This window comes from Acidovorax sp. GW458-11-26-14-TSB4, assembly GCF_059423865.1.
Genome location: NZ_JBWKYR010000014.1, coordinates 81,795 through 108,077, shown reverse-complemented (window position 1 = coordinate 108,077; position 26,283 = coordinate 81,795). Strand labels below are relative to the sequence as shown.

The 26,283-nt window shown below is 68.3% G+C and carries 24 protein-coding genes; 15 read left to right on the top strand and 9 right to left on the bottom strand.

Going from position 1 to position 26,283, the window contains the following annotated elements; all coding sequences use genetic code 11:
- Nucleotides 1-123: 123 nt before the first annotated feature.
- Nucleotides 124-1,101: a Bug family tripartite tricarboxylate transporter substrate binding protein gene (locus tag AC07X5_RS23805; protein ID WP_494772155.1), complete on the bottom strand. Its 978-nt coding sequence runs from the start codon at nucleotides 1,099-1,101 to the stop codon at nucleotides 124-126.
- Between the two features lie 5 nt (nucleotides 1,102-1,106).
- Complete coding sequence (gene argH, locus AC07X5_RS23800) at nucleotides 1,107-2,645, bottom strand: argininosuccinate lyase (protein ID WP_494772121.1); 1,539 nt, start codon at nucleotides 2,643-2,645, stop codon at nucleotides 1,107-1,109.
- 170 nt (nucleotides 2,646-2,815) lie between these two features.
- Here argH and AC07X5_RS23795 point away from each other — a divergent pair, with 170 nt between their 5' ends.
- The 5 genes from AC07X5_RS23795 (at nucleotide 2,816) to AC07X5_RS23775 (ending at nucleotide 6,672) form a co-directional block, all read left to right on the top strand.
- Nucleotides 2,816-3,712, top strand: a complete 897-nt coding sequence (locus AC07X5_RS23795) for a LysR substrate-binding domain-containing protein (protein WP_494772120.1) — start codon at nucleotides 2,816-2,818, stop codon at nucleotides 3,710-3,712.
- A 70-nt stretch (nucleotides 3,713-3,782) separates the two neighbouring features.
- Complete coding sequence (locus AC07X5_RS23790) at nucleotides 3,783-4,598, top strand: enoyl-CoA hydratase/isomerase family protein (protein ID WP_494772119.1); 816 nt, start codon at nucleotides 3,783-3,785, stop codon at nucleotides 4,596-4,598.
- Nucleotides 4,598-5,041, top strand: coding sequence for a MaoC family dehydratase (locus AC07X5_RS23785; protein WP_494772118.1), 444 nt, complete (start codon nucleotides 4,598-4,600; stop codon nucleotides 5,039-5,041). The genes AC07X5_RS23790 and AC07X5_RS23785 overlap by 1 nt, the downstream gene beginning before the upstream one ends.
- A gap of 125 nt (nucleotides 5,042-5,166) precedes the next feature.
- Nucleotides 5,167-5,685: a sigma-70 family RNA polymerase sigma factor gene (locus tag AC07X5_RS23780; RefSeq protein WP_494772117.1), complete on the top strand. Its 519-nt coding sequence runs from the start codon at nucleotides 5,167-5,169 to the stop codon at nucleotides 5,683-5,685.
- A 6-nt stretch (nucleotides 5,686-5,691) separates the two neighbouring features.
- Entirely contained in the window at nucleotides 5,692-6,672 is a 981-nt protein-coding gene (locus AC07X5_RS23775) for a FecR domain-containing protein (RefSeq protein ID WP_494772116.1), read from the top strand.
- Nucleotides 6,673-7,580: 908 nt separating this feature from the next.
- On the opposite strand, the gene fabI is transcribed toward AC07X5_RS23775, so the two are convergent.
- Nucleotides 7,581-8,372 carry an enoyl-ACP reductase FabI gene (gene fabI / locus AC07X5_RS23770; protein ID WP_494772115.1) on the bottom strand — a complete coding sequence of 264 codons (792 nt, stop codon included), beginning with the start codon at nucleotides 8,370-8,372 and terminating at the stop codon, nucleotides 7,581-7,583.
- Between the two features lie 119 nt (nucleotides 8,373-8,491).
- Between fabI and AC07X5_RS23765 the strand changes: the two genes are divergently transcribed.
- Genes AC07X5_RS23765 through AC07X5_RS23750 form a run of 4 tightly spaced genes read left to right on the top strand, consistent with a single transcriptional unit; the run spans nucleotide 8,492 to nucleotide 14,139 of the window.
- On the top strand, nucleotides 8,492-10,306 hold the full coding sequence (locus AC07X5_RS23765) for an extracellular solute-binding protein (protein WP_409957845.1): 1,815 nt from the start codon (nucleotides 8,492-8,494) through the stop codon (nucleotides 10,304-10,306).
- Between the two features lie 47 nt (nucleotides 10,307-10,353).
- A complete protein-coding gene (locus AC07X5_RS23760) occupies nucleotides 10,354-11,388 on the top strand; it encodes a microcin C ABC transporter permease YejB (protein ID WP_409957844.1) in 1,035 nt (344 codons plus the stop codon).
- Between the two features lie 4 nt (nucleotides 11,389-11,392).
- Nucleotides 11,393-12,502 (top strand): ABC transporter permease, encoded by a 1,110-nt coding sequence (locus AC07X5_RS23755; protein WP_494772114.1) that lies wholly within the window; start codon nucleotides 11,393-11,395, stop codon nucleotides 12,500-12,502.
- Nucleotides 12,499-14,139, top strand: coding sequence for an ABC transporter ATP-binding protein (locus AC07X5_RS23750; RefSeq protein WP_494772113.1), 1,641 nt, complete (start codon nucleotides 12,499-12,501; stop codon nucleotides 14,137-14,139). Before AC07X5_RS23755 ends, AC07X5_RS23750 begins: the two co-directional genes overlap by 4 nt.
- A gap of 93 nt (nucleotides 14,140-14,232) precedes the next feature.
- On the opposite strand, the gene AC07X5_RS23745 is transcribed toward AC07X5_RS23750, so the two are convergent.
- A complete protein-coding gene (locus tag AC07X5_RS23745; protein ID WP_494772112.1) occupies nucleotides 14,233-14,574 on the bottom strand; it encodes a FlxA-like family protein in 342 nt (113 codons plus the stop codon).
- 64 nt (nucleotides 14,575-14,638) lie between these two features.
- The gene (locus AC07X5_RS23740) at nucleotides 14,639-15,304 is read right to left on the bottom strand and encodes a lipocalin family protein (RefSeq protein ID WP_494772111.1); all 666 of its coding nucleotides are present in this window, start codon (nucleotides 15,302-15,304) and stop codon (nucleotides 14,639-14,641) included.
- Nucleotides 15,305-15,681: 377 nt separating this feature from the next.
- Here AC07X5_RS23740 and AC07X5_RS23735 point away from each other — a divergent pair, with 377 nt between their 5' ends.
- Nucleotides 15,682-16,302 (top strand): DUF1003 domain-containing protein, encoded by a 621-nt coding sequence (locus tag AC07X5_RS23735; RefSeq protein ID WP_494772110.1) that lies wholly within the window; start codon nucleotides 15,682-15,684, stop codon nucleotides 16,300-16,302.
- 3 nt (nucleotides 16,303-16,305) lie between these two features.
- A complete protein-coding gene (locus AC07X5_RS23730) occupies nucleotides 16,306-16,899 on the top strand; it encodes a hypothetical protein (RefSeq protein ID WP_494772109.1) in 594 nt (197 codons plus the stop codon).
- Between the two features lie 13 nt (nucleotides 16,900-16,912).
- Here AC07X5_RS23730 and AC07X5_RS23725 read toward each other — a convergent pair whose 3' ends face one another.
- Nucleotides 16,913-17,866, bottom strand: a complete 954-nt coding sequence (locus tag AC07X5_RS23725) for an AraC-like ligand-binding domain-containing protein (RefSeq protein ID WP_494772108.1) — start codon at nucleotides 17,864-17,866, stop codon at nucleotides 16,913-16,915.
- A gap of 238 nt (nucleotides 17,867-18,104) precedes the next feature.
- Here AC07X5_RS23725 and AC07X5_RS23720 point away from each other — a divergent pair, with 238 nt between their 5' ends.
- Both AC07X5_RS23720 and AC07X5_RS23715 read left to right on the top strand, forming a co-directional pair.
- Complete coding sequence (locus tag AC07X5_RS23720; protein ID WP_409957394.1) at nucleotides 18,105-19,139, top strand: carbon-nitrogen hydrolase family protein; 1,035 nt, start codon at nucleotides 18,105-18,107, stop codon at nucleotides 19,137-19,139.
- A gap of 7 nt (nucleotides 19,140-19,146) precedes the next feature.
- Nucleotides 19,147-20,190, top strand: coding sequence for a phenylacetaldoxime dehydratase family protein (locus AC07X5_RS23715; protein ID WP_494772107.1), 1,044 nt, complete (start codon nucleotides 19,147-19,149; stop codon nucleotides 20,188-20,190).
- On the opposite strand, the gene AC07X5_RS23710 is transcribed toward AC07X5_RS23715, so the two are convergent.
- On the bottom strand, nucleotides 20,177-21,364 hold the full coding sequence (locus AC07X5_RS23710) for a M20 aminoacylase family protein (RefSeq protein WP_494772106.1): 1,188 nt from the start codon (nucleotides 21,362-21,364) through the stop codon (nucleotides 20,177-20,179). The genes AC07X5_RS23715 and AC07X5_RS23710 overlap by 14 nt on opposite strands.
- Entirely contained in the window at nucleotides 21,361-22,356 is a 996-nt protein-coding gene (locus AC07X5_RS23705; protein WP_494772105.1) for a tripartite tricarboxylate transporter substrate binding protein, read from the bottom strand. The genes AC07X5_RS23710 and AC07X5_RS23705 overlap by 4 nt, the downstream gene beginning before the upstream one ends.
- A gap of 238 nt (nucleotides 22,357-22,594) precedes the next feature.
- Between AC07X5_RS23705 and AC07X5_RS23700 the strand changes: the two genes are divergently transcribed.
- A complete protein-coding gene (locus AC07X5_RS23700) occupies nucleotides 22,595-23,479 on the top strand; it encodes a LysR family transcriptional regulator (protein ID WP_007851339.1) in 885 nt (294 codons plus the stop codon).
- Here the strand turns inward: AC07X5_RS23700 and chrA are convergent.
- The gene (gene chrA, locus AC07X5_RS23695) at nucleotides 23,465-24,883 is read right to left on the bottom strand and encodes a chromate efflux transporter (protein WP_494772104.1); all 1,419 of its coding nucleotides are present in this window, start codon (nucleotides 24,881-24,883) and stop codon (nucleotides 23,465-23,467) included. The genes AC07X5_RS23700 and chrA overlap by 15 nt on opposite strands.
- A 213-nt stretch (nucleotides 24,884-25,096) precedes the next feature.
- Here chrA and AC07X5_RS23690 point away from each other — a divergent pair, with 213 nt between their 5' ends.
- Nucleotides 25,097-26,281, top strand: coding sequence for an ABC transporter substrate-binding protein (locus AC07X5_RS23690; protein ID WP_494772103.1), 1,185 nt, complete (start codon nucleotides 25,097-25,099; stop codon nucleotides 26,279-26,281).
- The last annotated feature ends 2 nt before the right edge of the window (nucleotides 26,282-26,283 follow it).

The window sequence follows — 26,283 nt, the reverse complement described above, 5'->3', positions numbered from 1 at the left end:
GTGTCTGGGTGAATGGGGAAGGGGGCAGGGCTGCGCCTGCCGGACCTGCTTGCGGAAGGCCGGCGAGGGCGGCGCAGCGCGCCGAGCGGAAAGCTTGTTTGGGGGAAGGGACGAGGACTTTGCTCAGTCCATGCTGACGTTGGCCTTGCGGATCACCTCGGTCCAGCGCTGGGTCTCCAGCCGCACCAGGGCGGCGTACTCCTCGCTGGTGCCCGGCCGGGGCACGGCGCCCTGCACGGCCAGCAGGTCGGCCGTGGCCTTGTCGCGGGCAATGCGTGTGATCTCGGCCGACAGCTTGTCCACGATGGCCTTGGGGGTTCCGGCCGGCGCGAGCACCCCCGACCAGGAATCCACCACGAAGTCGGGCACGCCCGCCTCGGCCATGGTGGGCACGTTCGGCAGCGACGGCGAACGCTCCGCCCCGGCAATGGCCAGGGCCCTGAGCTTGCCGCCCTGGATGTGCGGCAGCACGGTGGGCAGGTTCACGAACATCAGGTCGATCTGCCCGCCCAGCAGGTCGTTGTTGGCGGGGCCGGCGCCCTTGTAGGGCACATGCTCGAACTCCACCTGGTTGCGCAGTTCGAACATCTCGCCGATCAGGTGGTTCACGCCGCCCGTGCCCGACGAGCCCATGAAGAAGCGCTTGCCCGCCTGGGCCTGGGTGATCAGCTCCTTCACGCTGCGCGCCGGCATCTTGTTGGATACCACCAGCACATTGGGCACCGTGGCGAACAGCGCCACCTGCGCGAAGGCCTTGTTGGCATCGTACGGCAGGCGCTTGTAGAGCAGAGGGTGGAACGACTGGTGCGACGATGCCGCCAGCAGCAGGGTGTGGCCGTCCGGCGGTGCCTTGGCCACGAAATCCGCGCCCAGCGTGCCGCCCGCGCCCGGCTTGTTCTCCACGATGACCTGCTGGCCCAGCGTGCGCGACAGCCGCTCGGCCAGGATGCGGGCCACGATGTCCACCGTGCCGCCTGAGGCGAAGGGCACGACCAGGCGCACCGGGCGCTCCGGGTAGGTGGAGGCTGCGGCGCCGCTGGCCCAGCAGGCGCAGGCCAGGGTGGCGCAGGCGATCAATGCCTTGGCAAGGTGCTTCTTCATCATCGTCATGGTGCGACCCCCTGGGCGTTGGCCACAGTGTGCGCCGAAACGCCTGCGAGCACCGCGACGTCGTTCGCCAGCCGGCCGCGCACGGCGGTCAGCCGCTCGCGCACCGCGCCGGCCTCGGCCACGATGGCATCCAGGTGGCGCGACTGCACCGCAACGGCCTGGACCACCTCGGCCGCTGCCGGCCCGCCGTTGCGCCGTGCCTGCACGCTCTGTACCGGGTCCAGGTACTTGCGCAACTGCTCCTCACTCCAGCCCAGCGCCACGCCGATCACATCGACGGCGGCACGGTCGAGCATGGCAGGGGTGATCTCGTCGGCCTGCTGGCCCGCGTCCAGGGCCAGGCGCACCAGGCCGCCCACCACATGGTGCGCGTCGCGGAACGACAGCCCGCCCTCGGCCACCAGCCCGTCGGCCAGGTCGGTCGCCACCGAAAAGTCCGAGCGCACGCGCGCCAGCATGGTCTCCCGGCGCGGCTCCACGCTGTCGATGACCAGAGCGAACAGGGCCAGCGAGCGCAGTGTCTCCTCCGCCCCCTCCCAGAAGCTGCGCATGCTCTCGCGGCTGCTGTCGCCGGCATGGGTGAAGTGGGTGCCCTTCACCGCCGTCAGCGCGGCCGTGAGCAGGCCGATGAGGTGGCTGCTCTTGCCGCGCAGGTACTCCAGCACCACCGGGTTCTTCTTCTGCGGCATGATGCTGGAGGTGCTGGCCACCCGGTCCGGGAAGGCCACCAGCCCGAACTCCGGCGTGGACCAGATGTGCAGGTCCTGCGCCACGCGGCCCCAGGTCAGTGCGATCAGGGCCATGGCCGACAGGGCCTCCCAGGCAAAGTCGCGCGAGGCCACCGCATCCAGCGTGTTGGGCAGCACCGCACTGAAGCCCAGCGCCGCCGCCGTCATGCCCCGGTCGATGGGGAAACGCGTGCCCGCCAGCGCACCGGCCCCCAGGGGCGAGGCATCGATGCGTTCGAGAGCGCCCTGCAGGCGCTCCATGTCGCGCCCCAGCGCCTGCGCCACGCCGCACAGGTAAAAGCCGAAGGTGATGGGCTGCGCGGGCTGCAGGTGGGTGTAGCCGGGCATCACCACGTCCGCGCACTCGGCGGCGCGGCGCAGCGCACTGCGGCGCACGCGGCCCAGCGCCTCGATCACGTCCAGCACCACGGTGCGGGCGCGCATGCGGTCCATGGTCACCGCCAGGTCATTGCGGCTGCGCGCGGTGTGCAGCCGCCCACCCGCGTCGCGGCCGGCGATCTCCATGAGCCGGGCCTCGTAGTTGAAGTAGGGGTCCTCCTTGGCAGGGTCCAGCACCACGGCCGAGGGGCCCTCTGCCTCCATCTGCCTGAGGCCCCGGGCCAGCGCACTGGCCACCTCGGGCGTGACGATGCCGGTGTGGTGCAGCATCAGCAGGTGGGCCTGGTTCGCCTCATGGAGGCTGGAGAACACGCGCTCGAAGTCGCGGGCAAGGCGCGGGCCATAGATGTGTTCGCAGATTTCGGGGGCCAGCGGCTCCTTGAGCCGGCGGCTGACTTTTGATTCCATGGTGGTTTCCATACATGCGTCCTGGTTGGGATGGACGAAGTATCAAAACCCGCGCCAATGCTGGCAAATGACAGTTTTTCCCCTGCGCATACCGAATTGATATGCCCCCTGCAACGCGCTGCTGCCGTGCGCGGCGTATGCTGCGCAGGGCATCTCTCCCCACCAGCGCCATGAACTTCAAGCAGCTAGAGACCTTCCGTGCCGTCATGCTCACCGGCTCCATGACCGTGGCCGCGCAGCAGCTGCACACCTCGCAGCCCAATGTGAGCCGCATCATCGGCAAGCTCGAAGCCGAGGTGGGTTTCGAGCTGTTCGACCGCCAGCCCGGCCGCGTGCTGCCCACCCGCGCGGCCGAGGCGCTGTTCAAGGACGTGGACCGCGCCTTCATCGGGCTGGACAGCGTGTCCGAATCCGCCCGTGCCATCCGCGACCTGGGCGCGGGCACCCTGCGCGTGGCGGCGGCGGCCTCCATCTCCATGAGCGTGCTGCCCCTGGCCATCCGCCTGTTCAGCGAGCGCTACCCGCGCGTGCGCATCGTCGTGGCCACCAGCGAATCGGCCATCATCGCCAACTGGATCGCCACGCAGAACTGCGACGTGGGCTTTGTGAGCTACGTTCCCGACAAGCCGGGCGTGAAGGCCTCGGTCATCCATACCGAGAGCGCCGTCTGCGTCATGCCTTCAGGCCACCGGCTGGCACGCAAGCGCGTCGTACAGCCGCAGGACCTGGATGGCGAGCGCTTCATCTCGCTGCCCAGCGGCAGCGTATCGCGCCGCGCCGTGGACGCGGTCTTCGTGGGCGATGGCCGCACCATGGTGCTGGAGACCTCGCACGCCGCCACCATCTGCCGCATGGCCAGTGAGGGCCTGGGCGTGGGCCTGGTCAACCCCATCGTCGTGCGCACCATGCGCCTGCCCGGCGTGGTGGCCGTCGCTTTCAAGCCGGACATCCCGTTTCGCAGCTACATGCTGCGCGCCCAACTGGCTGCGCGCGATACGCATGCCAGCCATTTCGCTGCGTGCATGCGGTCTTCGTTCCAGGCCACAGCCACCGCGCGCCGGGGCTGACCCTGTCTTTGCCGGCTGGGTGCTGCGTGTAAGCTGCCACCAGACCAAAACCACACAGGAGACACCACACATGCATGGCCCGCAACAACAAGCCTGGGATCTCGGCCCCCACCTGCAGGTGCACATCGCCGACGACGGCGTGGCGCACGTCATCTTCGGCCCCGCAGGCGGCATGCCCTTCACCGACGTGCAGGCGCATGCGCACCTGGGCACCGTCTGGGGCCGGCTGCAGGCCACGCCGGGCGTGCGCAGCATTCTGGTGCGCAGCGAGGGCAAGGGCTTTTGCGCGGGCGGCTCGCCCGAGCTGGTGACGGCCATGCTCGACAGCCAGGAGGCCCGCCTGCGCACCATGCAGGAGGCCCGCGCCATCGTGCAGGGCATGATGGACTGCGACCTGCCCATCGTCTCGGCCATCAACGGCGCGGCCGTGGGGGCGGGGGCGGCTGTGGCGCTGATGGCCGACATCACGGTGGCCGGCCAGCGCGCCAAGATCATCGACGGGCACACCCGCCTGGGCGTGGCCGCCGGCGACCATGCCGCCGTGCTCTGGCCGCTGCTGTGCGGCATGGCCCGGGCCAAGTACCACCTGCTGTTGTGCAACACCATCTCGGGCCAGGAGGCCGAGCGCATCGGCCTGGTCAGCCTGGCCGTGGCCGACGAGGAACTGGACGCCCGGGCCCTGCAGATCGCGCAGGAGCTGGCGCGCGGCAGCCCCACGGCGCTGGCCTTCACCAAGCGCAGCCTGAACCACTGGCTGCGCGCGGCCTGGCCGGCGTTCGAGCATTCCCTCGCGCTGGAGATGCTGGGCTTTGCCGGGCGCGATGCGCGTGAGGGCTTTGCCGCGCTGAAAGAGAAGCGGCCCGCCAGTTTCGGAGGGGCGCAGTAGTGAAGTTCGCCGAATTCCATGCCGGCCAGGTTCTCACGGCAGGGCCCTACACCGTGACCGAGGACGAGGTACTCGGCTTCGCAAAGTCCTACGACCCGCAGTGGTTCCACACCGACCCCGCCGCCGCCCAGGAGGGGCGCTTCGGCGGCCTTATCGCCAGCGGCTGGCACACCTGCGCCATCGCCATGCGGCTCGTTGCCGACAAGGCACTGCATGGCTCGGAGTCGTTCGCGTCCCCGGGCATCGAGTACATCCGCTGGCCGCACCCGGTGCGCCCGGGCGACCAACTGGTGCTCACGGCCACGGTGCAGGAGGTGCGCCGCTCATCCAGCAAGCCAGGCCTGGGCATCCTGCGCTGGCGCTGGGAGCTGGCGAACCAGGATGGGGCGGCGGTGCTGGACTTGGTCGCTACCAGCCTGTTTCAGCTGGACGGAGCAGAGTAGGCGCGGCGAGGCCGGGGCAGGGCGCATCCCTTGGAGATGAAGGGTATCGAGGCCATGGATTGATTGAGAATTGTTCTCAATTATAATTTGCCGACTTACCCTGATTTTTTCGCCCACCCTGCCGCATGAGCACCGCCGACCCCGGCCTGGTCCACCCTGACCATGACCCGCACACGCTGTACAGCCACCACCATGGCTGGCTGCGCGCCTGGCTGCAGCGGCGCCTGGGGTGCAGAGACGAGGCTGCCGACCTGGCGCAGGACACCTTTGTGCGCGTGCTGCTGCGCCCGCAGGCGCTGCAGGGCGTGCGCGAACCGCGTGCCTACCTGACCACCATCGCCAAGGGCCTGGTCTCCGACCTGTGGCGCCGCCGCGCGCTGGAGCAGGCGTATATGGATGCCCTGGCCCTGATGCCCGAACCGATGGCCCCGTCGCCCCAAGAGCGCGCGCTGGTGCTCGAAGCTCTGCACGAGATCGACGCCATGCTCGACGGACTGGCGCCCAAGGCGCGGCAGGCGTTTCTGCTGTCGCAGCTCGAAGGCCTGGGCTATGCCGAGATCGCGCTGCAGCTGCAGGTGAGCGAGCGCACCGTCAAGCGCTACATGGCCCAAGGCTTCGAATGCTGCCTGCTGGCGATGGCGTAGTGGGCCATGGGCAACGCTACTTCCTCCGCCAATCCTGACAGCGCCCCCAGCCGCGCCGCCCTGCGCGAGGCCGCGCAATGGCTGGTGCGCCTGAACTCCGGCCAGGCCCGGCCCGCCGACTGGCAGGCCCTGGCCGCCTGGCGCGCGCAGGATGCCGCCCATGAGGCCGCCTGGCAGCGCGCCGAGCGCCTGTCGCGCACCTTCGGCGCCGTGCCCGCGGGCCTGGGGATGCCGGTACTGGCGCAGGCTGAACGCACCGCAGTCAATCGCCGCGCCGCACTGCGCGTGCTGGCCTTGGTGGGCACGGTGGCGCCCGCGGCCTACCTGGGCTGGCGCCACACGCCCTGGCAGCAGTGGACGGCCGAGCACCGCACCGCCACAGGCGAGCAGCGCAGCGTGACCCTGGCCGATGGCTCCGAGGTGCTGCTGAACACCGCCAGTGCGCTTGACGTGGTCTTTGACGCCAACGAACGCCTGCTGCGCCTGCGCGCGGGCGAGGTGCTGGTCACCACCGCCAAGGATTCTGCCGCTCGGGCCTTCCGCGTGGAAACGCCCGGCGGCTGGCTGCGCGCCCTGGGCACCCGCTTCGCCGTGCGTCTGGTCAACGAAGGCACGGTGTACCTGGCCGTGACCGAGGGCGCGGTGGAGATCACGCCGCGCCACGGCGCACAACGTGTTGTGCAGGCGGGTGAGCAGTGCCGCTTCACCGCTGCAGGCATACAGGCGCCCGTTGCACTGGGCGAGCAGGCGCTGGCCTGGGTGCAGGGGGTGCTGTATGCCGATGGCATGCGGCTCGACGACTTCGCTGCCGAGCTGGCACGGTACCGGCCGGGGGTGGTGCGGTGCGATCCGGCCGTGGCCGGGCTGCGGATCTCGGGGGCCTTCCAGTTGCAGGATACGGAGTACATCCTGGCGATGTTGCGGGAGACCTTGCCGGTGCATGTGGTGACGCGGACCAGGTACTGGGTGACGTTGGTGCCTGCCTGAGAGCTCAGGCGAGGCAGTGCGCAGGCTGAGCCATCGTTGATCGCTGGCGGTGGCTGCTTTTTGCCTGTGTTGATGGCGGGAGCCGGGATGTGCGCCCGGCGGCGCAGTAACTTTCTCTTGGGCCGCCAAGAGAAAGTCACCAAAGAGAAGGCGGCCCCCAGTCTGCGACCCTCCGCTTCGCTGCGGGCAACCTGCGATGCCTCGGTCCTGGGGTGGCGTCGCGGAACTCGCTGCGTTCTTCGAACTTCGCTCAAACATCCGCGACGAGCCAGATCACGAAGTGCGTGTGTCCTTCGGCACACGCACCCACCCCAGGCCCTGCGCTTCTCGGCGCAGCCAGCAGGGGTGGGGAGCGGGTACCACCCGGCTGCTGCTGCGCAGCCGCGCCGGGTGTCGGTTACGCGCTGCGCGCTGCCGACGATTGGGCGTGATCGCCCTGCCCAGGCCAAGCGCAGCGAGGCAGTTGGGGCCGAGCAAAGCAATGGCCCGTGTGGGGCCCGCACCCACCCCCTTCTGACCGTGCCGAGAAGCGCAGAAGCTGGGGTGGCGTGTGTGCCGAAGGACACACACGCTTCGTCCATCTGACTCGCCGCAGATGTCTGAACGGAGTTCGCCCGTAGGGGGAACGCAGTGAGTTGCGAGGCGCACCCCAGCTTCGAGCATCGCAGGCTGCCCCCTCGCCCACCTGGCGAGGGGGACACGGGCAGCGGGGTCGCCTTTCTTTGGGGTACGTTTCTTTGGCGACGCAAAGAAAGGTACCTCGGCCGCCGGGCCGAGACCCGGCCTCCGCCTTCAATCAAAGCATGCCGTCAAAATTGGGCTGCCGCCGGGCGCACATCCCGGCCTCCGCCCTAAAAAAACAACAGAAGCAACCGCAGCCGCAACGCTGTGAAGCTTCAAAAAAAGAATCAGCCCACCGTATCCCGGCTAACCCCAGCCGTCTGGCTGAAACCCCCATCCACATACGTGATCTCAGCCGTCATCCCGCTGGCCAGGTCCGACAGCAGGAACGCCGCCACATTGCCCACGTCTTCGATGGTCACGTTGCGGCGCAGGGGCGAAGAGTCCGCCACCATCGACAGCAGCTTGCCAAAGTCCTTGATACCGCTCGCCGCCAGCGTCTTGATCGGCCCGGCACTGATGCCGTTCACGCGCATGCCCTTGGGTCCCAGGGCCTCGGCCAGGTAGCGCACGCTGGCTTCCAGGCTGGCCTTGGCCAGGCCCATGGTGTTGTAGTTGGGGATGGTGCGCAGCGCGCCCAGGTAGCTCAGCGTGATCAGCGAGGACTTCTCGTTGAGGTAGGGCAGGGCCGACTTGGCCATGGCCGGGAAGCTGTAGGCGCTGATGTCGTGCGCGATGCGGAACGACTCGCGCGACAGGCCTTCCAGGAAGTCGCCGGCGATGGCTTCGCGCGGCGCAAAGCCGATGCTGTGCACGAAACCGTCGAACTTGGGCCACACCTGCGCCAGGTCTGCGAACATGCGGTCGATCTGCTCATCGCTGCCCACGTCGCAGTCAAACACCAGCTTGGAGTCGAACTCGGCCGCGAAGTCGGTGATGCGGTCCTTGAAGCGCTCGCCCACATAGCTGAAGGCAAGTTCTGCACCCTGGGCGCGGCAGGCCTTGGCGATGCCGTAGGCGATGGAGCGGTTGGACAGCACGCCGGTGATGAGCAGTTTCTTGCCGGTCAGAAAACCCATGGTTCGTTCTCCTGTGGAATTTTGGGGGAATAAATGGCGATGTGGGGCCGGGGTAACCACCGCGTATGGATATGCGCCATCCACTGCAGACCCGGCCGAACGTAGTGCAGAATTGTCGCATGCGGTCTTGGCTCACTTTTTTGCTGATGGGTTGTTGCGCGGCACCTGCCTGGGCCGCGCATGGGTATGCGCTCTGGGGCGACCTCAAGTACCCCGCCGGGTTTGCCCATTTCGACTATGTGAACCCCGATGCACCAAAGGGGGGCGAGTTGCGCATGGTGAGCAATCTGCGTTACTCCACATTCGACAAGTACAACCCCTTCACCATGAAGGGCTCGCCGCCGGCCTACCTGTCGGACCTGCTGTTCGAGAGCCTGCTCACCGGCTCCATGGACGAAACCGCCTCGGGCTACGGCCTGCTGGCCGAGGACGTCGATGTGCCGCCCGACCGGCTCAGCGCCACCTTCCGCCTGCGCGCACAGGCGCGTTTCCACGATGGCAGCCCGGTGGAGGCCGCCGATGTCAAGCACACCTACGAGATGCTGATCAGCCCGCAGGCCTCGCCGGGTTACGCCACCTTGCTGCAGGAGGTGGCCGGCGTGGACGTGGTCGACAAGCGCACCGTGCGCTTTCGCTTCAAGCTGCCCAACCGGGAGCTGCCGCTCACCGTGGGCAGCTTGCCCATCTTCAGCCGCGCATGGGGCCGCCAGCCGGACGGCAAGGCCAAGCCCTTCGACCAGATCGTGACCGACACGCCCATCGGCAGCGGCCCGTACCGCATCGGGCCGGTGGCTTTTGGCCGTGACATCACCTACGCCCGAGACCCGAACTACTGGGGCCGCGACCTGAATGTGAACAAGGGCGCGTTCAACTTCGATGCCATCACCGTCAAGATCTACAAGGACAACACGGCCCGGCTGGAGGCCGTGAAGGCGGGAGAGTTCGACTTCATGACCGTTTACTCGGCGGGCGACTGGGCGCGCCGCATCAACGGCAAGCTGTTCAAGCAGGGCGTGCTGGTCAAGAAGGACATGAAACACCGCCTGCCTGCGGGTTTCCAGAGCTATGTGCTCAACACCCGCCGGCCCATGTTGAGCGACCCGCGCGTGCGCGAGGCGCTGGGCCTGGCCATCGACTACGAGTGGATGAACCGGCAGATGTTCTATGGCGGCTACCCGCGCGTGACCGACCTGTTCGGCAACACCGACTGCCAGGCCACCGGCACGCCCGGCCCCGAGGAACTCAAGCTGCTGGAACCCTGGCGCGGCAAGGTGCCCGACGCCGTTTTCGGCCCCATGTACCAGCCGCCGGTGACCGAGGGCGAAGGCCACTCGCTGCGCGAAAACCTGCGCCGCGCACGCCAGCTGCTGGCCGATGCGGGCTGGACCTACCGCGACGGCGCCCTGCGCAATGGCAAGGGCGACCCCATGGTGATCGAGTACCTGGACAGCCGCGAGGGTGGCGCCCGCGGCCTGGCGCCGTGGATTCGCAACCTCGAAAAGCTGGGCATCACCCTGCGCTTCACGGCGGCGGACTTCGCGCTGTACCAGCAGCGCATGGACAAGTTCGACTTCGACATGATCACCCTGAACTACCAAGGCACCTACAACCCGGGCCAGGAGATGCAGGAGTACTTCGGCAGCAAGCGCGCCGACGTGGAAGGTGCCAGCAACCATTCGGGCGTGAAGAGCCCGGCCGTGGATGCTATCGTCACCCAACTGACCCGCGCCGACACCAAGGCCGAGCTGCTGCCCGCCTGCCGCGCGCTGGACCGGGTGATCATGCACAGCCACTATTTGATTCCACAGTGGACCCTGTCGTCCCATCGCGTGGTCTACAACCAGCAGCGCCTGGCCTACAAGGAACCCATGCCCCCCTATGCCAAGGCCGAGGAGTGGCTGATGTTCTCCTGGTGGAGCATCAAGAAGCCATGATGATGATGATGGCCCTACCCTGAACCGCCGGAGCCCAGCCACACGCCATGCTTGCCTACATCGCCAAACGCCTGCTGCTGATGCTGCCTACCCTTCTGGGGGTATTGCTTTTGACCTTTGCGGTGATCCAGTTCGTACCCGGCGGCCCGGTCGAACAGTACATGGCCGAGGCGCGTGCCGCCGCTGGCAAGGGGCGTGGAGCCGAGGGCGGCGCCATGGCCTACCGCGGTGACCAGGGCGTGGACCCCAAGCGCGTGGAGCAGATCAAGGCGCTCTACGGTTTCGACAAGCCCGCGCACGAACGCTTCTTCATCATGTTGGGCCAGTTCGCGCGCTTCGACCTGGGCAAGAGTTTCTTCCAGAACAAGAGCGTGTGGGACCTGGTCAAGGAGAAGCTTCCCGTCTCCATCAGCCTCGGCCTGTGGACCTTCTTCATCAGCTACCTGGTGGCCGTGCCGCTGGGCGTGGCCAAGGCCGTGCGCGCGGGCTCGCGCTTCGACCTGGTGACCACGCTGCTCATCCTGGTGGGCTATGCGATTCCAGGCTTCGTGCTTGGCGTGGCCTTGCTGGTGATCTTTGGCGGCCAATTGCAGTGGTTCCCGCTGCGCGGGCTGGTGTCCTCCAATTGGGAGCAACTCAGCTGGGGGGCGCGCATCGTGGACTACCTGTGGCACATCACGCTGCCGGTAACGGCCATGGTGGCTGGCAGCTTTGCGGTGACGGCCATGCTCACCAAGAATGCCTTCCTCGAAGAGATCCGCAAACAGTATGTGCTGACGGCACGTGCCAAGGGCCTGTCGGAGCGGCAGGTGCTGTGGAAGCATGTGTTCCGCAATGCGCTGATCCCCATCATCACGGGCTTCCCTGCCGCCTTCATCGGTGCCTTCTTCGCCGGCTCGCTGCTCATCGAGACGCTGTTCTCGCTCGATGGCCTGGGCCTGCTTGGCTACGAGAGCGTGATTCGCCGCGACTACCCCGTGGTGCTGGGCACGCTCTACCTCTTCACCCTGATCGGCCTGGTCACCAAGCTCATCAGCGACCTGTGCTATGTGTGGGTTGATCCCCGCGTGAAGTTCGACTGACCGCATGAACACACCCTCTGCAAGTCCCTCCAGCAGCGCTGCAGCCGCCAGTGCGGTTGCGGTGCCTGCAGCCTCCCTGGCCCCTCCCGTGTCCCTTTCTCCCTCGCGCCGGGCCTGGCTGCGCTTCAAGCGCAACCGCCTGGGCTTCTGGAGCCTCGTGATCTTCTGCGTGCTGGTGGTCGTCAGCCTGGCCGCCGAGCTGGTCAGCAACGACCGGCCCCTGATCGTGCGCTATGAAGGCCAGACGTACTACCCGATGCTCCAGACCTACCCCGAAAAGACCTTCGGCGGTGATTTCGAGACCCCCACGGACTACTTGGACCCCTTCATCCAGCAGCGCCTGAGCGCCGGCAGCAACTGGGCCCTCTACACCCTCAACACCTACGGGCCTACCACCCTCAACTATTTCGCCAAGGAGCCCAATCCTTCGGCGCCCACGCGCGACAACTGGCTGGGTACCGATGACCGTGGCCGCGACATGCTGGCCCAGCTGCTCTACGGGTTTCGGGTGAGTGTGCTCTTCGGCCTGGCGTTGACCTTTATCGGCACGGTGCTGGGCATCATCACCGGGGCGATCCAGGGCTTCTTCGGCGGCAAGACGGACCTGGCCTTCCAGCGCTTCATCGAGATCTGGGGCTCCATGCCCGAGCTGTATCTGCTCATCATCTTCAGTGCGCTGTTCGCGCCCAGCATCTCGCTGCTGCTCATCCTGCTCTCCCTGTTCGGCTGGATGGGCCTGTCGGACTACGTGCGGGCCGAGTTCCTGCGCAACCGCCAGCTCGACTACGTGAAGGCCGCGCGCGCGCTCGGGGTCAGCAATGCGCAGATCATGTGGCGCCACATCCTGCCCAACAGTCTGACCCCGGTGGTCACCTTCCTGCCGTTCCGCATGAGCGCCGCCATTCTGTCGCTCACGGCCCTCGACTTCCTGGGCCTGGGCGTGCCGCCGGGCACGCCCAGCCTGGGTGAGCTGCTGAGCCAAGGCAAGAACAACATCGACGCATGGTGGATCTCGCTGAGCACCTTCGCCGTGTTGGTGATCACCCTGCTGCTGCTGACCTTCATGGGCGATGCGCTGCGCGACGCCCTCGATCCCCGCAAGGCCGACAAATGAACGCAGCTTCTGTGACGGGCGCAGCCCATACCGGCCCATTGCTCGACGTACGTGACCTGCACGTGCACTTCGGCACCAAGGAAGTCGTGCGCGGCGCCAGCTTCACCATCGCCCCCGGCGAGAAGCTCGCCCTGGTCGGCGAATCCGGCTCGGGCAAGACCATCACCGCGCTCAGCCTGCTGCGCCTGGCGGGCGATGCCCAGGTCAGCGGCCAGGCCCTGCTGCGTGGGCGCGACCTGCTGGCCCTGAGCGAGCGCGAGATGCGCGGCGTGCGCGGCGGCGACATCGCCATGGTCTTCCAGGAGCCCATGACGGCGCTGAACCCGCTGATGACCGTGGGCCAGCAGATCGCAGAGATCCTGCAGCTCAAGAAGGGCCTGACCGGCGCGCAGTGCGCCCAGGCAGCCATCGAGCTGCTGGCCAAGACTGGGATCCCCGAGCCCGCGCGCCGGGCCAATGCCTTTCCGCACCAGCTCTCGGGCGGGCAGCGCCAGCGCGCCATGATCGCCATGGCCCTGGCCAGCGAGCCGCAGCTGCTGCTGGCCGACGAGCCCACCACCGCGCTCGACGTGACCCTGCGCGGCCAGATCCTGGACCTGCTGTCCGACCTGCAGCGCCAGACCGGCATGGCCGTGCTGCTCATCACCCACGACCTGAACCTGGTGCGCCGCTTTGCCGACCGTGTGGCCGTGATGGAGCGCGGCGTGCTGGTGGAGCAGGGCGCCGTGGCCGAGGTGTTCGGTGCGCCGCAGCATGCCTACACCCGCAAGCTCATGCAGAGCCAGCCCCAGCGCGACGTGACCGAAGAGGCACCGCCCCCTGGCGCGCCGCCCGTGCTGCAGGCCAGCGACCTGCGCGTGGTCTATGCCACGCCGCTGCCGGGCTTTCGCGGCTGGTTCAAGAAAGGCGAGTTCGTGGCCGTGCAGGGCGCCAGCCTGGCCTTGCCGGCAGGCCGCACCCTGGGCGTGGTGGGCGAGTCGGGTTCGGGCAAGTCCACCCTGGCCCAGGCCATTCTCGGGCTGCTGCCATTTGGCGGATCGCTGCAGGTGGCGGGGCAGGGCTGGCAGGCGCCGGCCATGCGCAATTCGCCCGCCAACCAGCAGCTGCGCCGCAAGGTGCAGGTGGTGTTCCAGGACCCGTTCTCGTCCCTGTCGCCACGGCTCACGGTGGAGGAGATCGTGGGCGAAGGCATGCGCGTGCACGAGCCCAAGCTCAGCGTGGCCGAACGCCGCACGCGCGTGGAAGCAGCCCTGGCCGAGGTGGGGCTGACCGAGGCCCAGTTCCCCGGCCTGCTGGCGCGCTACCCGCACGAGTTCTCGGGCGGCCAGCGCCAGCGCCTGGCCATTGCGCGCGCCCTCATCGTGCAGCCCGAGCTGCTGGTGCTCGACGAGCCGACCAGCGCGCTCGACGTCACCATCCAACAGCAGGTGCTCAAGCTGCTGCAGCGCTTGCAGAAGGAAAAAGGCCTTTCCTACCTGCTCATCACGCATGATGTGCAGGTGATCCGCGCCATGGCGCACGAGGTGCTGGTGATGAAGGACGGCCAGGTGCTGGAAAGCGGCGCCGTGGGCCAGGTGCTCGACGCACCGCAGCACCCCTACACGCAGCGCCTGGTGGCATCGGCCGGGCTGGACTGACGAATAGACCATGTCGGGCGCCCCAGCGTACCCTGGTATGCTTTTGCCAGTGGCACTGGGGTGAGGAGAGGGGCTGCCCGGCGGCAGATGCCATCAGGCGTAGGTATCTACCTGTGACCCCAGGCCGTCCGCCGAAGGGGGGCGTTGCTCGCGCGCCGCCTGGGCGGCGGCTTCCATCTTGCGCGCCTGGGCATCCTGCTGCTCCTGCTGGCGTGCGCGCTGGATGGCGGTGATCTGCGCCTGCACCATCTGGATCTGGGCCTGCAGCAGCTTGGCCTTTTGCTGCTTGGCCTTGGGTTCCATGTCGGAAGTGGCAAGGCCCTTGAGTTCCTCGGTCAGCGTCTGCAGCTGCTTTTGCAGCTTGGCGATCTCACTGCCGCCGCCCCCGCTGGACGAAGACACCTGGCCGGCCGATGAAGAAGCGGAGACTTGCATGGCCCTGATATCGGCCCCGCACGGAAAAACTGTAACTGTAAGGCGAAGGAGCTATTGGGGGGGCTCAACCCTTGGTGGCGGCTGCAAGGGCAGGGCCGTCCTGCGCAACCCACAGCACCTTGTCCACCTCCACCCCGAGCGCCCGGGCCTTGGCCAGCAACTGCTCGCGCACGCCAGGCGGCAGGGTCTTGGTGCGCGACAGGATCCAGAAGTAGCCGCGGTTGGAGCCGACCACCATGGACCATTGGTAGTCGGGGTCCAGCGCCACCACGTTGTAGCCGCCGTAGAAGGGTCCGAAGAACGAGACCTTGAGGGCCCCCTGGTCGGGCGCGCCAGTGAAGCGGGCCTTGCCCTCGGCTTCTTTCCAGCGCTCGCGGCCGGGGTCGAAGCCGCGGTTGACCACCTTGATGGTGCCGTCCGGGTTGGGGATGTAGTTCGCCGTGGTCTGCTGCAGGCCGCGCTCGAACGAATGGTCCAGCCGGGCCACCTCGTACCACTGGCCCGCATAGCGCTGCGCGTCGAAGCCCGCCACCGGCTCAATGCCGGCAGGCGGGTGCGTGGAGCACGCCGTGAAGAACAGCACCGCACCGAGCGCCAACACGCCAATGGTGTTGGGCAGGAAGCGGCGACCCACCGAGCGCGCGGCGCCGGTGGCGGTGCGCGCTGGGGCGGGTGCGGGCGTGTCTCGCAGATCTTGCAACTGGAGCAGTTCAACAATGGTGTCAGGCATGGTGGTTTCCCTGGCTGAAGGGTTCGTCGCAGTCCTGGCATGGGCCGGCCACCGGGGCGGGCGCTGCCTGTTCTGCGGCGATGGAGTCAATGTAAGGAGGGCGCTGGCGGCCGCGTGTAGGCGCGTGCTGGCATCGCTTGTCGGCGGGGTGGGGGCCGACATGCCGCGCATCAGACCATGTGCCGGTGCCGCCGGGGGCGGCCGGGTTCCCACTTCGCCCGCCTTGTTGCCACAAAAGTCACGGATCGGCGGGGAGAGTGGGCTCCGCACGGTCCCGCAGCGCTGGCACGGAACTTGAACGCGCCCAGCGGGTAGAGTGGCAGGTACGCCTGCCACTGTTTGCCATCGCCTGCCATCGCTTGCCTGAGGTCCTTTGCATGACGACCACTACGCCATCCGCCAGCAACCCGGCCCCCGCCGCGGTCGACCACCTGCGCTTTCACCGCGCGCACGAGCACCTGTCGCCGCCCTTCGGCAACGATGGTTTTGCCCGCAAGGCCGAGGCCTTTGCCCGCATGTTCGGCTCGCCCCGCTTTCTGCTCGCACAGACCGGCTTCGTGGCGGTGTGGATCGCCCTCAACCTGTCGGGCGTGGTGACGTTCGACGCCTACCCCTTCATCCTGCTGAACCTGGTGTTCAGCCTGCAGGCGGCCTATGCGGCGCCGCTGATCCTGCTGGCCCAGACCCGCCAGGCCGAGCGCGACCGCCTGCATGCCGACGCCGACGCCCGGCACCGCGAAGCCCTGGCCCAGGCCACCGCCGAGCGCCAGGCCGTGGCTGCGCAGCACAGCGCCCAACTGCTCGACCTGCTGGAGCAGAACACCCGACTGACCGAGATGACCCGCAAGCTCGGCGAGCGCATCGAGGCGCTGACGGTGGAGATGCACCACCGCATGCACTACATCCCGGCGGTCGCCCGCAGCCAGCAGCAGGCCGGCCAGCCGGGGGCGCTGCAGCCGGGCGACGCGGGCTCGGACGCCGGTGCACGGCAGGGCTGAGCCGTGTTTGCCACCCACCCCCTGCCACCGGCCGCCGCGGCGGGCCATGCGAATCCCTTCGACATTGCTGCCGCCCGGCAGGCCCTGTACGGCCACGCCGCGCCTGGGCAGCCCATCGCGCTACTGCACATCGGCACCGCGCACACGCTGGTGGCCCTGCTGGGCGAGTCCGGCGCGCCCGGCCCCCTGGTGAGCCTGACCGTGGGCAGGCACAAGACCGCACACACGTTCTTCCGGCGCGACGTGCCGACCCCGCTGGAGCTGGAGAACGCCATCGCCAGCGTGGAGGACGAGGTCTACCTGGCCCACCGGCAGTACGCACAGCAGCCCGGGGCGACCCGAGCTGCCTGGTGGTCCACCGATGCCCACCTGGTGGCCCTGGCCGAACTGGCCGGCGTGCCGCGCGGTCCCGCCGCCATGCTGCTCACGCTGGAGGCCATGGAGCGCCTGTTCCAGCGCCTGGCGGCCGTGTCCGAAGGCCGGCCCGCCGCGAGCGAGGGCCTGCCCGAGAGTGTGGAATTCGCCACCACCTTGCTGCTGCTCAGGGAGTTGATGCACCACATGCCGTTCGGCCAGTTGCATTTGCTGGCGGGGTAGCGACGACGGTGTTTCAGTCGGGCTTTTGTGCCCGCCACTCCCGGGGCGACTGCTGGAACCGCTCCCTGAACGCGCGGCTGAAATGCGCCGCATCGTTGAAACCCCAGCCGAAGGCGATCTCCGACACCGCGGCCCTGGCGCGGCGCGCATCCAGCAGTTCGCGGCTGGCCCCATCGAGCCGCTGCGCCCAGAGGTAGTGCGAGGGCGACTGCGGCTCGGTCTTGAACAGCCGGTGCAGGTGGCCGACGGACATGCCCAGGTCGGCGGCCACGGATTCGATGCTCAGCCCCGGATCGCGCAGCCGCGTGTCGATGTGGCGCTTGATGCGCGCCACATGGTAGGCCCCCATGGCCGAGGGCTCGGCGCGGCCGCAGGCGGGCAGCGACTGCAGGCCGGCGGCCAGCACGTTGATGACACCGCTGGCCACGGCGGCAGCGGAGGCCGCAGGCAGGCGCTGCGCCTCGTCGCGCAGCGCGGTGACCATGTGGGCCATCAGGTGCCCGGCGCCGCTCTGGCCCGAGACGGTGGTGGCGGTCAACTGCTCGGTACCGGCCACCAGCGCACGCAGCTGTTCGCCGCGCAGCTTGAGCACGATTTCCTCGAAATCCTCGCTGAACTGCAGCGTGTAGGGCCGGGTGCTGTCGTACAGCGCAAAGTCGCCGGGGGCCACGGTGGCCTGGCGTCCATCCTGCGATATGACGCCATGGCCCCGGGTCTGCAGGCTCACGATAAAGCAGTCGTCCGCGGCGCGCGAGATGGAGCGCGGCGTGCGCACCACGCGCTGCGCCCGCGAGCGCACCACCGACAGGTCCAGCCCCGGCAGGTGGTGGCTCTGGATGGAGCCGCCGAAATCGCGCGCATCCGGTGCATCGCATTCGAGCTGCACATAGGTGCTGCAGATCATGTCGGTCCAGTAGGCCAGCCGCTCGCGCGGGGCGATGGCATCGGTACTCAAGAGTTGGCTCATGGGCGGGTCTCAAGCGGGGGGGCGGGGGAGAAGGGCGACAAGCCCATCATCCTCCGACCGGGCAGGTTCTTCAAGCAAGCCCCATGCCGGTAAACCCGGGGTGGCGAGCCTGAAGCAAAAGACAGGAGGGTTCCAGTCAAGTGGACTGCAATCAAGTGGCAGGAGAGTCTGGGGCAAGACGGCGGGGCCCTGTGCGCAGTGAAATCCTCGCATCGCCAACCCTGAAAGAGACCCTCCCATGCCCGCTACCCACCACCCCCAACTGCGCGTCGCCGCCGTCCAGGCCGCACCCGTGTTCCTCGACCTCGATGCCACCATCGACAAGACCATCGCGTTGATGAAGGAGGCCGCGAAGCAGGGCGCCCAGCTCGTCACCTTCCCCGAGACCTGGATTCCCGGCTACCCCTGGTGGATCTGGCTCAGCGCGCCTGCCCTGGGCATGCAATACGTGCAGCGCTACAACGACAATTCGCTGGTGGTGGGCTCGGCCGAGTTCCAGCGCCTGGCGCAGGCCGCGCGCGACATCGGCATCTGGATGTCCACCGGCTACAGCGAGCGCGCCGGCGGCAGCCTCTACATCGCCCAGGCCCTGTTCGACGACCAGGGCCGCGTGGTCAAGACACGGCGCAAGCTCAAGCCCACGCACGTGGAGCGCACCGTGTTCGGCGAGGGCGACGGCAGCGACCTTGCCGTCATGGACACCGCCATCGGCCGGATCGGCATGCTGGCCTGCTGGGAGCACCTGCAACCCTTGAGCAAGTACGCCATGTACGCGCAGAACGAGCAGATCCACGTGGGTGCCTGGCCCAGCTTCTCGCTGTACCGCGGCGCGGCCCATGCGCTCGGGGCCGAAGTCAACAACGCCGCCAGCCAGGTCTATGCGGTGGAGGGCGGCTGCTTCGTGGTCGCGCCCTGCGCCACGGTGTCCAAGGAGATGGTGGCCATGCTGTGCACCGACGACCTGCAGCGCCAGCTGTTGCTCGAAGGCGGGGGCTTTGCGCGCATCTATGGGCCCGACGGCGCCTCGCTCGGCACCCCGCTGGGCGAGAAGGAAGAGGGCCTGGTCCTGGCCGACATCGACCTGGGCACCATCTCGCTGGCCAAGACGGCGGCCGACCCCGCCGGCCACTACGCGCGCCCCGACGTCACGCGCCTCTTGCTCAACCAGACGCCCGGCGACCGCGTGGTGTCACAGGTGCCCGCCGGCATGGCCGCACCCGTGGCGGCCAACGAAGCCGCCGCGGCTGAGCCCGCCCTTGCCATGGCCGAGTGAGCGCGCCATGGAATCCGCCATCCCCCCGCACCTGCAGTGCCCGCGCCTTCGCCACCGCCGGGTGCCCGACGACTATGTGCCACCGTACCCGGCGACGGTGGCACGCTACCGCCCCGAAGTCACGCGCGTGGTTATGGCCTACTTCGGCCTCCAGCACCGGGCGGATGCGCCCACTCCCGCCCTGGCCGCGCGGGCGCTGCATTGCATCGCAGAAGCCTTTGCCGGCACCAACGGCCCGGGCCACTGGGACCGCGCGCAATGCGTGGACCAGGCGGGCTACCTCAATACGATCACCATCGGCTATTGGGACGACCCGGCCGCCTACGCCGCCTGGTTTGCCGAGCATGGCGCGCGCTGGGCATCCGGCGCGTTCAACGACCCCGGGTTGGGCCTGTTCACCGAGGTGCTGCAGCCTGCGGCCGACCGCTTTGAGACGCTGTTTTCCAGCGATGGGATAGAGGGCGTGGCCGGCGTGTCCAGCGGCCTGGGCGAACCCATTCAGGAGCATGCCTACTGGGGCGGCATGCGCGACCGGCTGGCCCTGTCGCAGACCGACGGCATGGCGCCCGAGGGCGCGCCGCAGGTCGTCACCGAAGGCCTGCACCAGCGCGTGCTGCCGCACGAGAACCTGTGCCTCATCCGCTCCGGCCAGGACTGGACCGGTACAGAAGGAGATGAGCGCCGCATGTACACCGAGGAGGTCGAGCCCGTGCTGCGCACCGGCATGGACTTCCTGCAGGACCAGGGCCGCTCGGTGGACTGCTATGCCAACCGCTACATGACCGTGGTCGATCCGGCAGGCCAGGCGCTGGACAAGAGCTTCGGCATGGGCTGGTGGCGCAGCCTGGCCGCACTGGAGCGCTGGGCCGAGTCGCACCCCACGCATGTGGCCATCTTCGGCGCGGCCATGAAGTACCTGGGCGCCATGGGCCCGGCGGCACAACTCAAGCTCTACCACGAGGTCACGGTGGCCCGGGCTGAGGAGCAGTATTTCGAGTACTTCAACTGCCACCCGCGCACGGGCATGCTCGGGGCCGTCACTGGGGCTTGAGAAAGGTCTCGGCCAGCCGCACCCAGTAGGCGCCGCCCACCACGATGTTGCCATCGTGGAAATCGTAGCCCGGGTGGTGCACCATGCAACCGCCCGGTGCATTGCCGTTGCCGATCTGCAGGTAGGAGCCCGGCACCTGCTCCAGCATGAAGGCGAAGTCCTCGCTGGCGGGCAGGGCCGCGGCCTGCAGGGTTACGCGCTCGGGTCCCACCAGGTCCAGCGCCACCCGGCGCGCCAGTGCGGTCTCGGCCGGGGTGTTGACGAGCACGGCATAGCCGGGCCGCCAGTCGAGCTGGGCGCGCACGCCATGGCCCGTGGCGGTGGCCTCCACCAGTGCGCGGATGCGCTGCTCCAGCAACCGGCGCACGCCGCTGTCCATGGCGCGCACACTGATTTCCAGTACCGCGCAGGCGGGGATCACGTTGTTGGCCTGGCCGGCGTGCAGTGCGCCCACGGTGACCACGGCCATCTGCTGTGGGTCCACGTTGCGCGAGACGATGGTCTGCAGCGCCATCACCAGGCTGGCCGCGGCCACCACGGGGTCGATGGCCACGTGCGGCATGGCCCCGTGGCCACCCACGCCCTCGAGCGTGATGGTGGCATAGTCGCTCGAGGCCATGGCCGGCCCCTCGCGCAGCAGCAGGTGGCCCTGTTCCACGCCGGGCATGTTGTGCATGGCGAACACGGCATCGCAGGGGTAGCGCGTGAACAGGCCGTCGGCCATCATGCGCAGCGCGCCGCCGCCGCCTTCCTCGGCGGGCTGGAAGATCAGGTTCAGCGTGCCGCTGAACCGGCCATGCTCGGCCAGGTACCAGGCCGCCGCCATCAGCATGGCGGTGTGGCCATCGTGCCCGCAGGCATGCATCACGCCCGGGTGGGCGCTGCTCCAGTCCACGCCCGTGGCCTCGGTGATGGGCAGGGCGTCCATGTCGGCGCGCAGGCCCAGGCGCGGGCCGTGGCCGCGCACCATGCGGCCCACCACGCCCGTGCCGCCGATGCCGCGCTCCACCTGGTAGCCCCAGCGCTCCAGCCGCTCGGCCACCAGTTCGGCCGTGCGCTGCTCCTCAAAGGCCAGTTCGGGATGGCGGTGGATGTCGCGGCGCAGGGCGATGAACTCGCTGGCGCGCTCTTCCAGTGTGTCGAACAGGGTGCTGTGGACCATCGTCGTCATCATTGCGGCTGCAGGTTGATGGAACGCGCGATCTCGCGGTAGCGCGCGGTCTCGCTCTCGAAGAAGGCGGTGGACTCGGCCAGCGTCATCGCCGGCGATGCCACCATGGACTGCGCTGCGAGCTGGGTGTGCACCGTCGGGTCCTTGAGTGCGCGGCCAATCGCCTGGTGCAGCCGCTGCACCACGGGCTCGGGCGTCTTTTTGGGCACCATGAAGCCAGTCCAGATCTTGTACGAGAAGTTGGGCAGGGTCTTGCCTTCGCTCACCGTGGGAATGTTCTTGAGCATCTCCGAACGCTGCGCGCCCAGCTGGCCGATGATCTTCAGCCGCCCCTGGTCGGCCATGGCGCCCATGGCAGAGCTGTAGACCAGCACCGCGAAATCGAGCTGCCCGCCGCCCAGGTCCTGCAGCAGCGGTGCATTGCCCTTGTAGGGGATGTGCTGCATGGTGGTGTGCGTGGTCTGCTGCACCTTCTCCAGGATCAGGTGGTACAGCGAGCCGATGCCCACGCTGCCATAGGACAGCGGGTCCTTGCCCGGCGTGCGTGCCAGCGCGATGAGTTCGTCCACGCTGTTCACGCCCAGGTCCTTGCGCGTCACGAAGACCATGGCCGCGTCGGACACCGGGTGCACCAGGCGGAAGTCCTCCGTGCGCAGCTTCACCGCGGCATTGGCCAGCGGCGCCAGGATGGCCTCGTTGGGAGAGCCCTGGAAGATGTAGTACCCGTCGGCCGGCGCGGCCAGCACCTTCTGCGCGGCCATGGCACCGGCCGCACCGCCCAGGTTCTCCACGATCACCTGCTGGCCCAGCTCGCGGGCCATGGGCGTGTTGAGGATGCGCGCCATCGCATCCGACGGGCCGCCGGCCGGGTAGGGCACCATCAGGCTCACCGGCTTGGCGGGGTAGGCGTTGGGGGCCTGGGCCCACGCGGCCAGGGGGCCCGCGCCCAGTACCAGGCCCGTGAGCCCAGCCAGTGTGGCGAGCAGGCGTTTCATCGCAATCGTTGTGTGCTTCATTTCGATCCCTTGCGGACAAATTGGTAGGCGGCCATGGCAGCCATGGCATGCGTTTTTTCGACACCCTCTGGCCTGCCACGCAGCTCTTTCGGGGCACGTTTTGCAGGTCAGCCGGGCCATCTTAGGATCGGCGTTTCTGCGCGTCCAATGCATTGCAAAGTGGGTTAGCATGAGTTGAAGTTATTCAATTTTCTTGCACCAGAAGGGGGCAATCGGCATGACTTTGGTGCAGCTTCGGCACTTCATTTCGCTGGCGCAGACCGGCTCGTTCAGCAAGTCGGCCGAGGCCATGCACCTCACCCAGCCGGCGCTCAGCCGCAGCATCCGTTCCATCGAGGACGAGCTGGGCCTGCCCCTGTTCGACCGCATCGGCCGGCGCAGCGAGCTCACGCCCTTTGGCCGCCAGGTGCTGCAGCGCGCCCAGCGCCTGGTGGACGACGCCGCCGAGCTGCATGCCCTGGGCCAGCGCATGCGCGAGGGCGAGGGCGGCGCCATCCGCATCGGCCTGGGCTCGGGGCCTGGGGCCCTGCTGATGACGCCGCTGCTCATGCAGGTGGCCACGCGCCACCCGCAGCTCACGCTGGAGATCTCGCGCGGCAGCACCGACCGGCTGGTGCAGGCGCTGCGCGACCGCCAGCTCGATGCGCTGGTCATCGACGCGCGCTCGCTGCAGCCTGCCACCGACCTGCGCACCGAGCTGGTCTGCGAGATCCGTGGCTCCTTCATGGTGCGGCGCGGCCACCCGCTGCTGCGCAAGCGCGGCGGTGTGCGCTTCGAGATGCTCAAGGACTACCCGATTGCCTCCACCCCGCTCAGCGACGAGGTGGCGCGCCGGCTCATGGAGACCTATGGGCCTGAGGCGCACCCCGCCGCCTGCGTGACCCTGCGCTGCGAGGAGATCCCGAGCCTGGTCGAGGTGGTGCGCAAGAGCGACGCCATCTTGCTGGCCGTGCGCGCCGCCGCGCCCGACCTGGTGGAGCTGCCCATGGTGCCCGGCGAGATCACCACCGCGCTGTTCGGCCTGGTCACCCTGGCCGGCCGCAGCGAGGCGCCGGCCATGCCCATCGTGCGCACGCTGGTGCAGGAGCTATTGAAAGACTAGCCGAAGCGCAAGGCCTGCCAATGCGCAGCCGCCCAGCAGCGGCAGCACCCCGAGCTTGAAGCGGAACAGCGCCACGGCCGCCAGCAGCGTGATGGCGACGGACGCCAGGTCCACCCCGCCCGCAAAGCCCTTGGGCCACCACACATGCCAGGCAAAGAACAGCGCAAGGTTCAGGATCACCCCCACCACGGCCGCGGTGATGGCCGTGAGCGGCGCGGTGAAGCGCAGCTGGTTGTGCGTGGTCTCGATCAGCGGCCCGCCGGCCAGGATGAACACGAACGAGGGCAAGAAGGTGAAGAAGGTCACCACCGACGCCGCCAGCGCCCCCGACCAGAACGCTGTGCCCGGCCCCAGCACCTCGTGCAGCCAGCCGCCGAGAAAACCCACGAAAGCCACCACCATGATCAGCGGGCCCGGTGTGGTTTCGCCCAGCGCCAGGCCGTCGATCATCTGCTGCGCGCTGAGCCATTGGTAGTGCTCCACCGCACCCTGGAACACATAGGGCAGCACCGCATAGGCCCCGCCAAAGGTCAGCAGCGCCGCCTTGGTGAAGAACCAGCCCATCTGCGCCAGCGTGCCCTGCCAGCCGTGCAGCGCCACCAGCACCCCCATGGCCGCCAGCCACAGGCCGCCGCCCACGGCCAGCACCTGCGCTAGCCGCGCACGGCTGAACACCGCATGGGCCGGCGTGGGCGTGTCATCGTCGATCAGCGCCGGGCCATAGCTGCGCTGGGCACTGCCATGCCCACCGGCCGCGAACAGCTGCGGCCAGCGCTGCCCGGCCACATGCCCGGCCAGCGCGGCCGCGAGCACGATGGCCGGAAAGGGCACGCTGAACGCCATGATCGCCACGAAGGCCGCCGCTGCAATGCCCCACAGCCAGCGGTTCTTGAGCGCGCGCGTGCCAATGCGGTGCGCCGCATGCAGCACCAGCGCCGTCACCGCCGGCTTGATGCCGTAGAAGACGCCCTCCACCACCGGCAGGTGCCCCCAGGCGATGTACACCCACGACAGCAGCACCAGCAGCAGCAGGGAAGGCATCACGAACAGCGCGCCCGCCACAACTGCGCCGCGCGTGCGGTGCATCAGCCAGCCGATGTAGGTGGCCAGCTGCTGCGCCTCGGGGCCGGGCAGCACCATGCAGAAGTTGAGCGCGTGCAGAAAGCGCTTCTCGCTGATCCAGCGGCGCCGCTCCACCAGCTCGGTGTGCATGATCGCAATCTGCCCGGCCGGCCCGCCAAAGCTGATGCAGCCGAGCTTGAGCCAGAACCAGAAGGCCTGGATGAAAGGAACCTCGGCGGGACGTTCGGCAGTGGTGGTGGGGCTGCAGGCTGAAGGTTTCACGGAACGGTCTGGAGTGGGCGCGGGGCAACTTGGGGTCGGCTTTTCCGCTTGCGCGCGCATCGTAGCAGGGGACTTTGACAGCGCGGCGCGCCGAGGGCGCTCCCGACCCGCGGGCGCGATCTGCGCAGGCCAAGGTTGTCCCGGGCGGGCCATCGGGGGTAAACCCTTAACAAGTTGGTATTGCAACTGGTTGGTAAGCCAACCATAATTTGACACATATCAACGCGACTTGCGAAAGCTTCTTCACGCAAGCGTCAACCCAGGAGACTCCCCATGAACCCGACCCGTCGCACCCTTGCCTGCGCGCTTCTTGCCGCACCCGGTCTGGCCCTTGCCCCCGTGCAGGCCCAGGCGCAAAGCACTGCCGTCAAGGTGGGGGTGGTGGGGCCGTTCTCGGGGCCGTTCGCGCACTACGGCGCGCTGTTCAAGGCGGCGGCCGAGGCCTATGTGGCCACCCAGGGTGGCAAGCTGGCGGGCAAGGACATCGAGTTCATCTACCGCGATACGGGCGGCCCCAACCCGGGCCAGACCAAGACCCTGGTGCAGGAGCTCATCGTCAAGGACAAGGTGGACTACCTGGGCGGCTTCGTCTTCACGCCCAATGCACTGGCCGTGGCGCCGCTGATCCAGCAGTCCCAGACGCCCACGGTCATATTCAACGCCGCCACCTCGGCCATCACCGAGAAGTCCGAGTACTTCATCCGCACCAGCTACACGCTGTGGCAGGTCACGGTGCCCATCGCCCAGTGGGCCGCCAAACAGGACATGAAGAAGGTGGTGACTGCCGTGACCGACTACGGCCCCGGCATCGACGCCGAGACGGCCTTCAAGGCCGAGTTCGCCAGGCAGGGCGGCACGGTGGTGGAGAGCATCCGCATGCCCATCGCCACCACCGACTTCGGCCCCTTCGTGCAGCGCATCAAGGCCAGCGGCGCGCAGGCGGTGTACACCTTCCTGCCCGGCGGCCCACCCAACCTGGGCTTCGTCAAGGCGTACAACGAGAACGGCCTGGCCAAGGCCGGCGTACAGTTCCTGGGCACGGCAGAAACCGACGAATTCGACCTGCAGAAGTTCGGCGACTCGGCCCTGGGCCTGACCACGGCCTTCCACTACTCGGGCGCGCATGAGTCGCCCGAAAACAAGAGGTTCGTCGACGCCCTCAAGAAGCGCGACCCCGCTGCGGTCGCCAACTACGCCTCGGTGGGCGCGTGGGACGGCATGTACGTGATCCACAAGATGATCGAGGCCACCGGCGGCAAGAAGGACGGCGCCAAGGCCCTGGCCACCGCCCGCAGCCTGCAGTGGGAGAGCCCGCGCGGCCCGGTTCGAATCGATGCCAAGACCCGGCACATCACACAGAACGTCTACCTGCGCAAGGTGGAGCGCGTGGGTGGTCAATTGGTCAACAAAGAGGTGCAGAACTTCGGCCCGCACGGCGACTACGGGCTCGACAAGTAAGC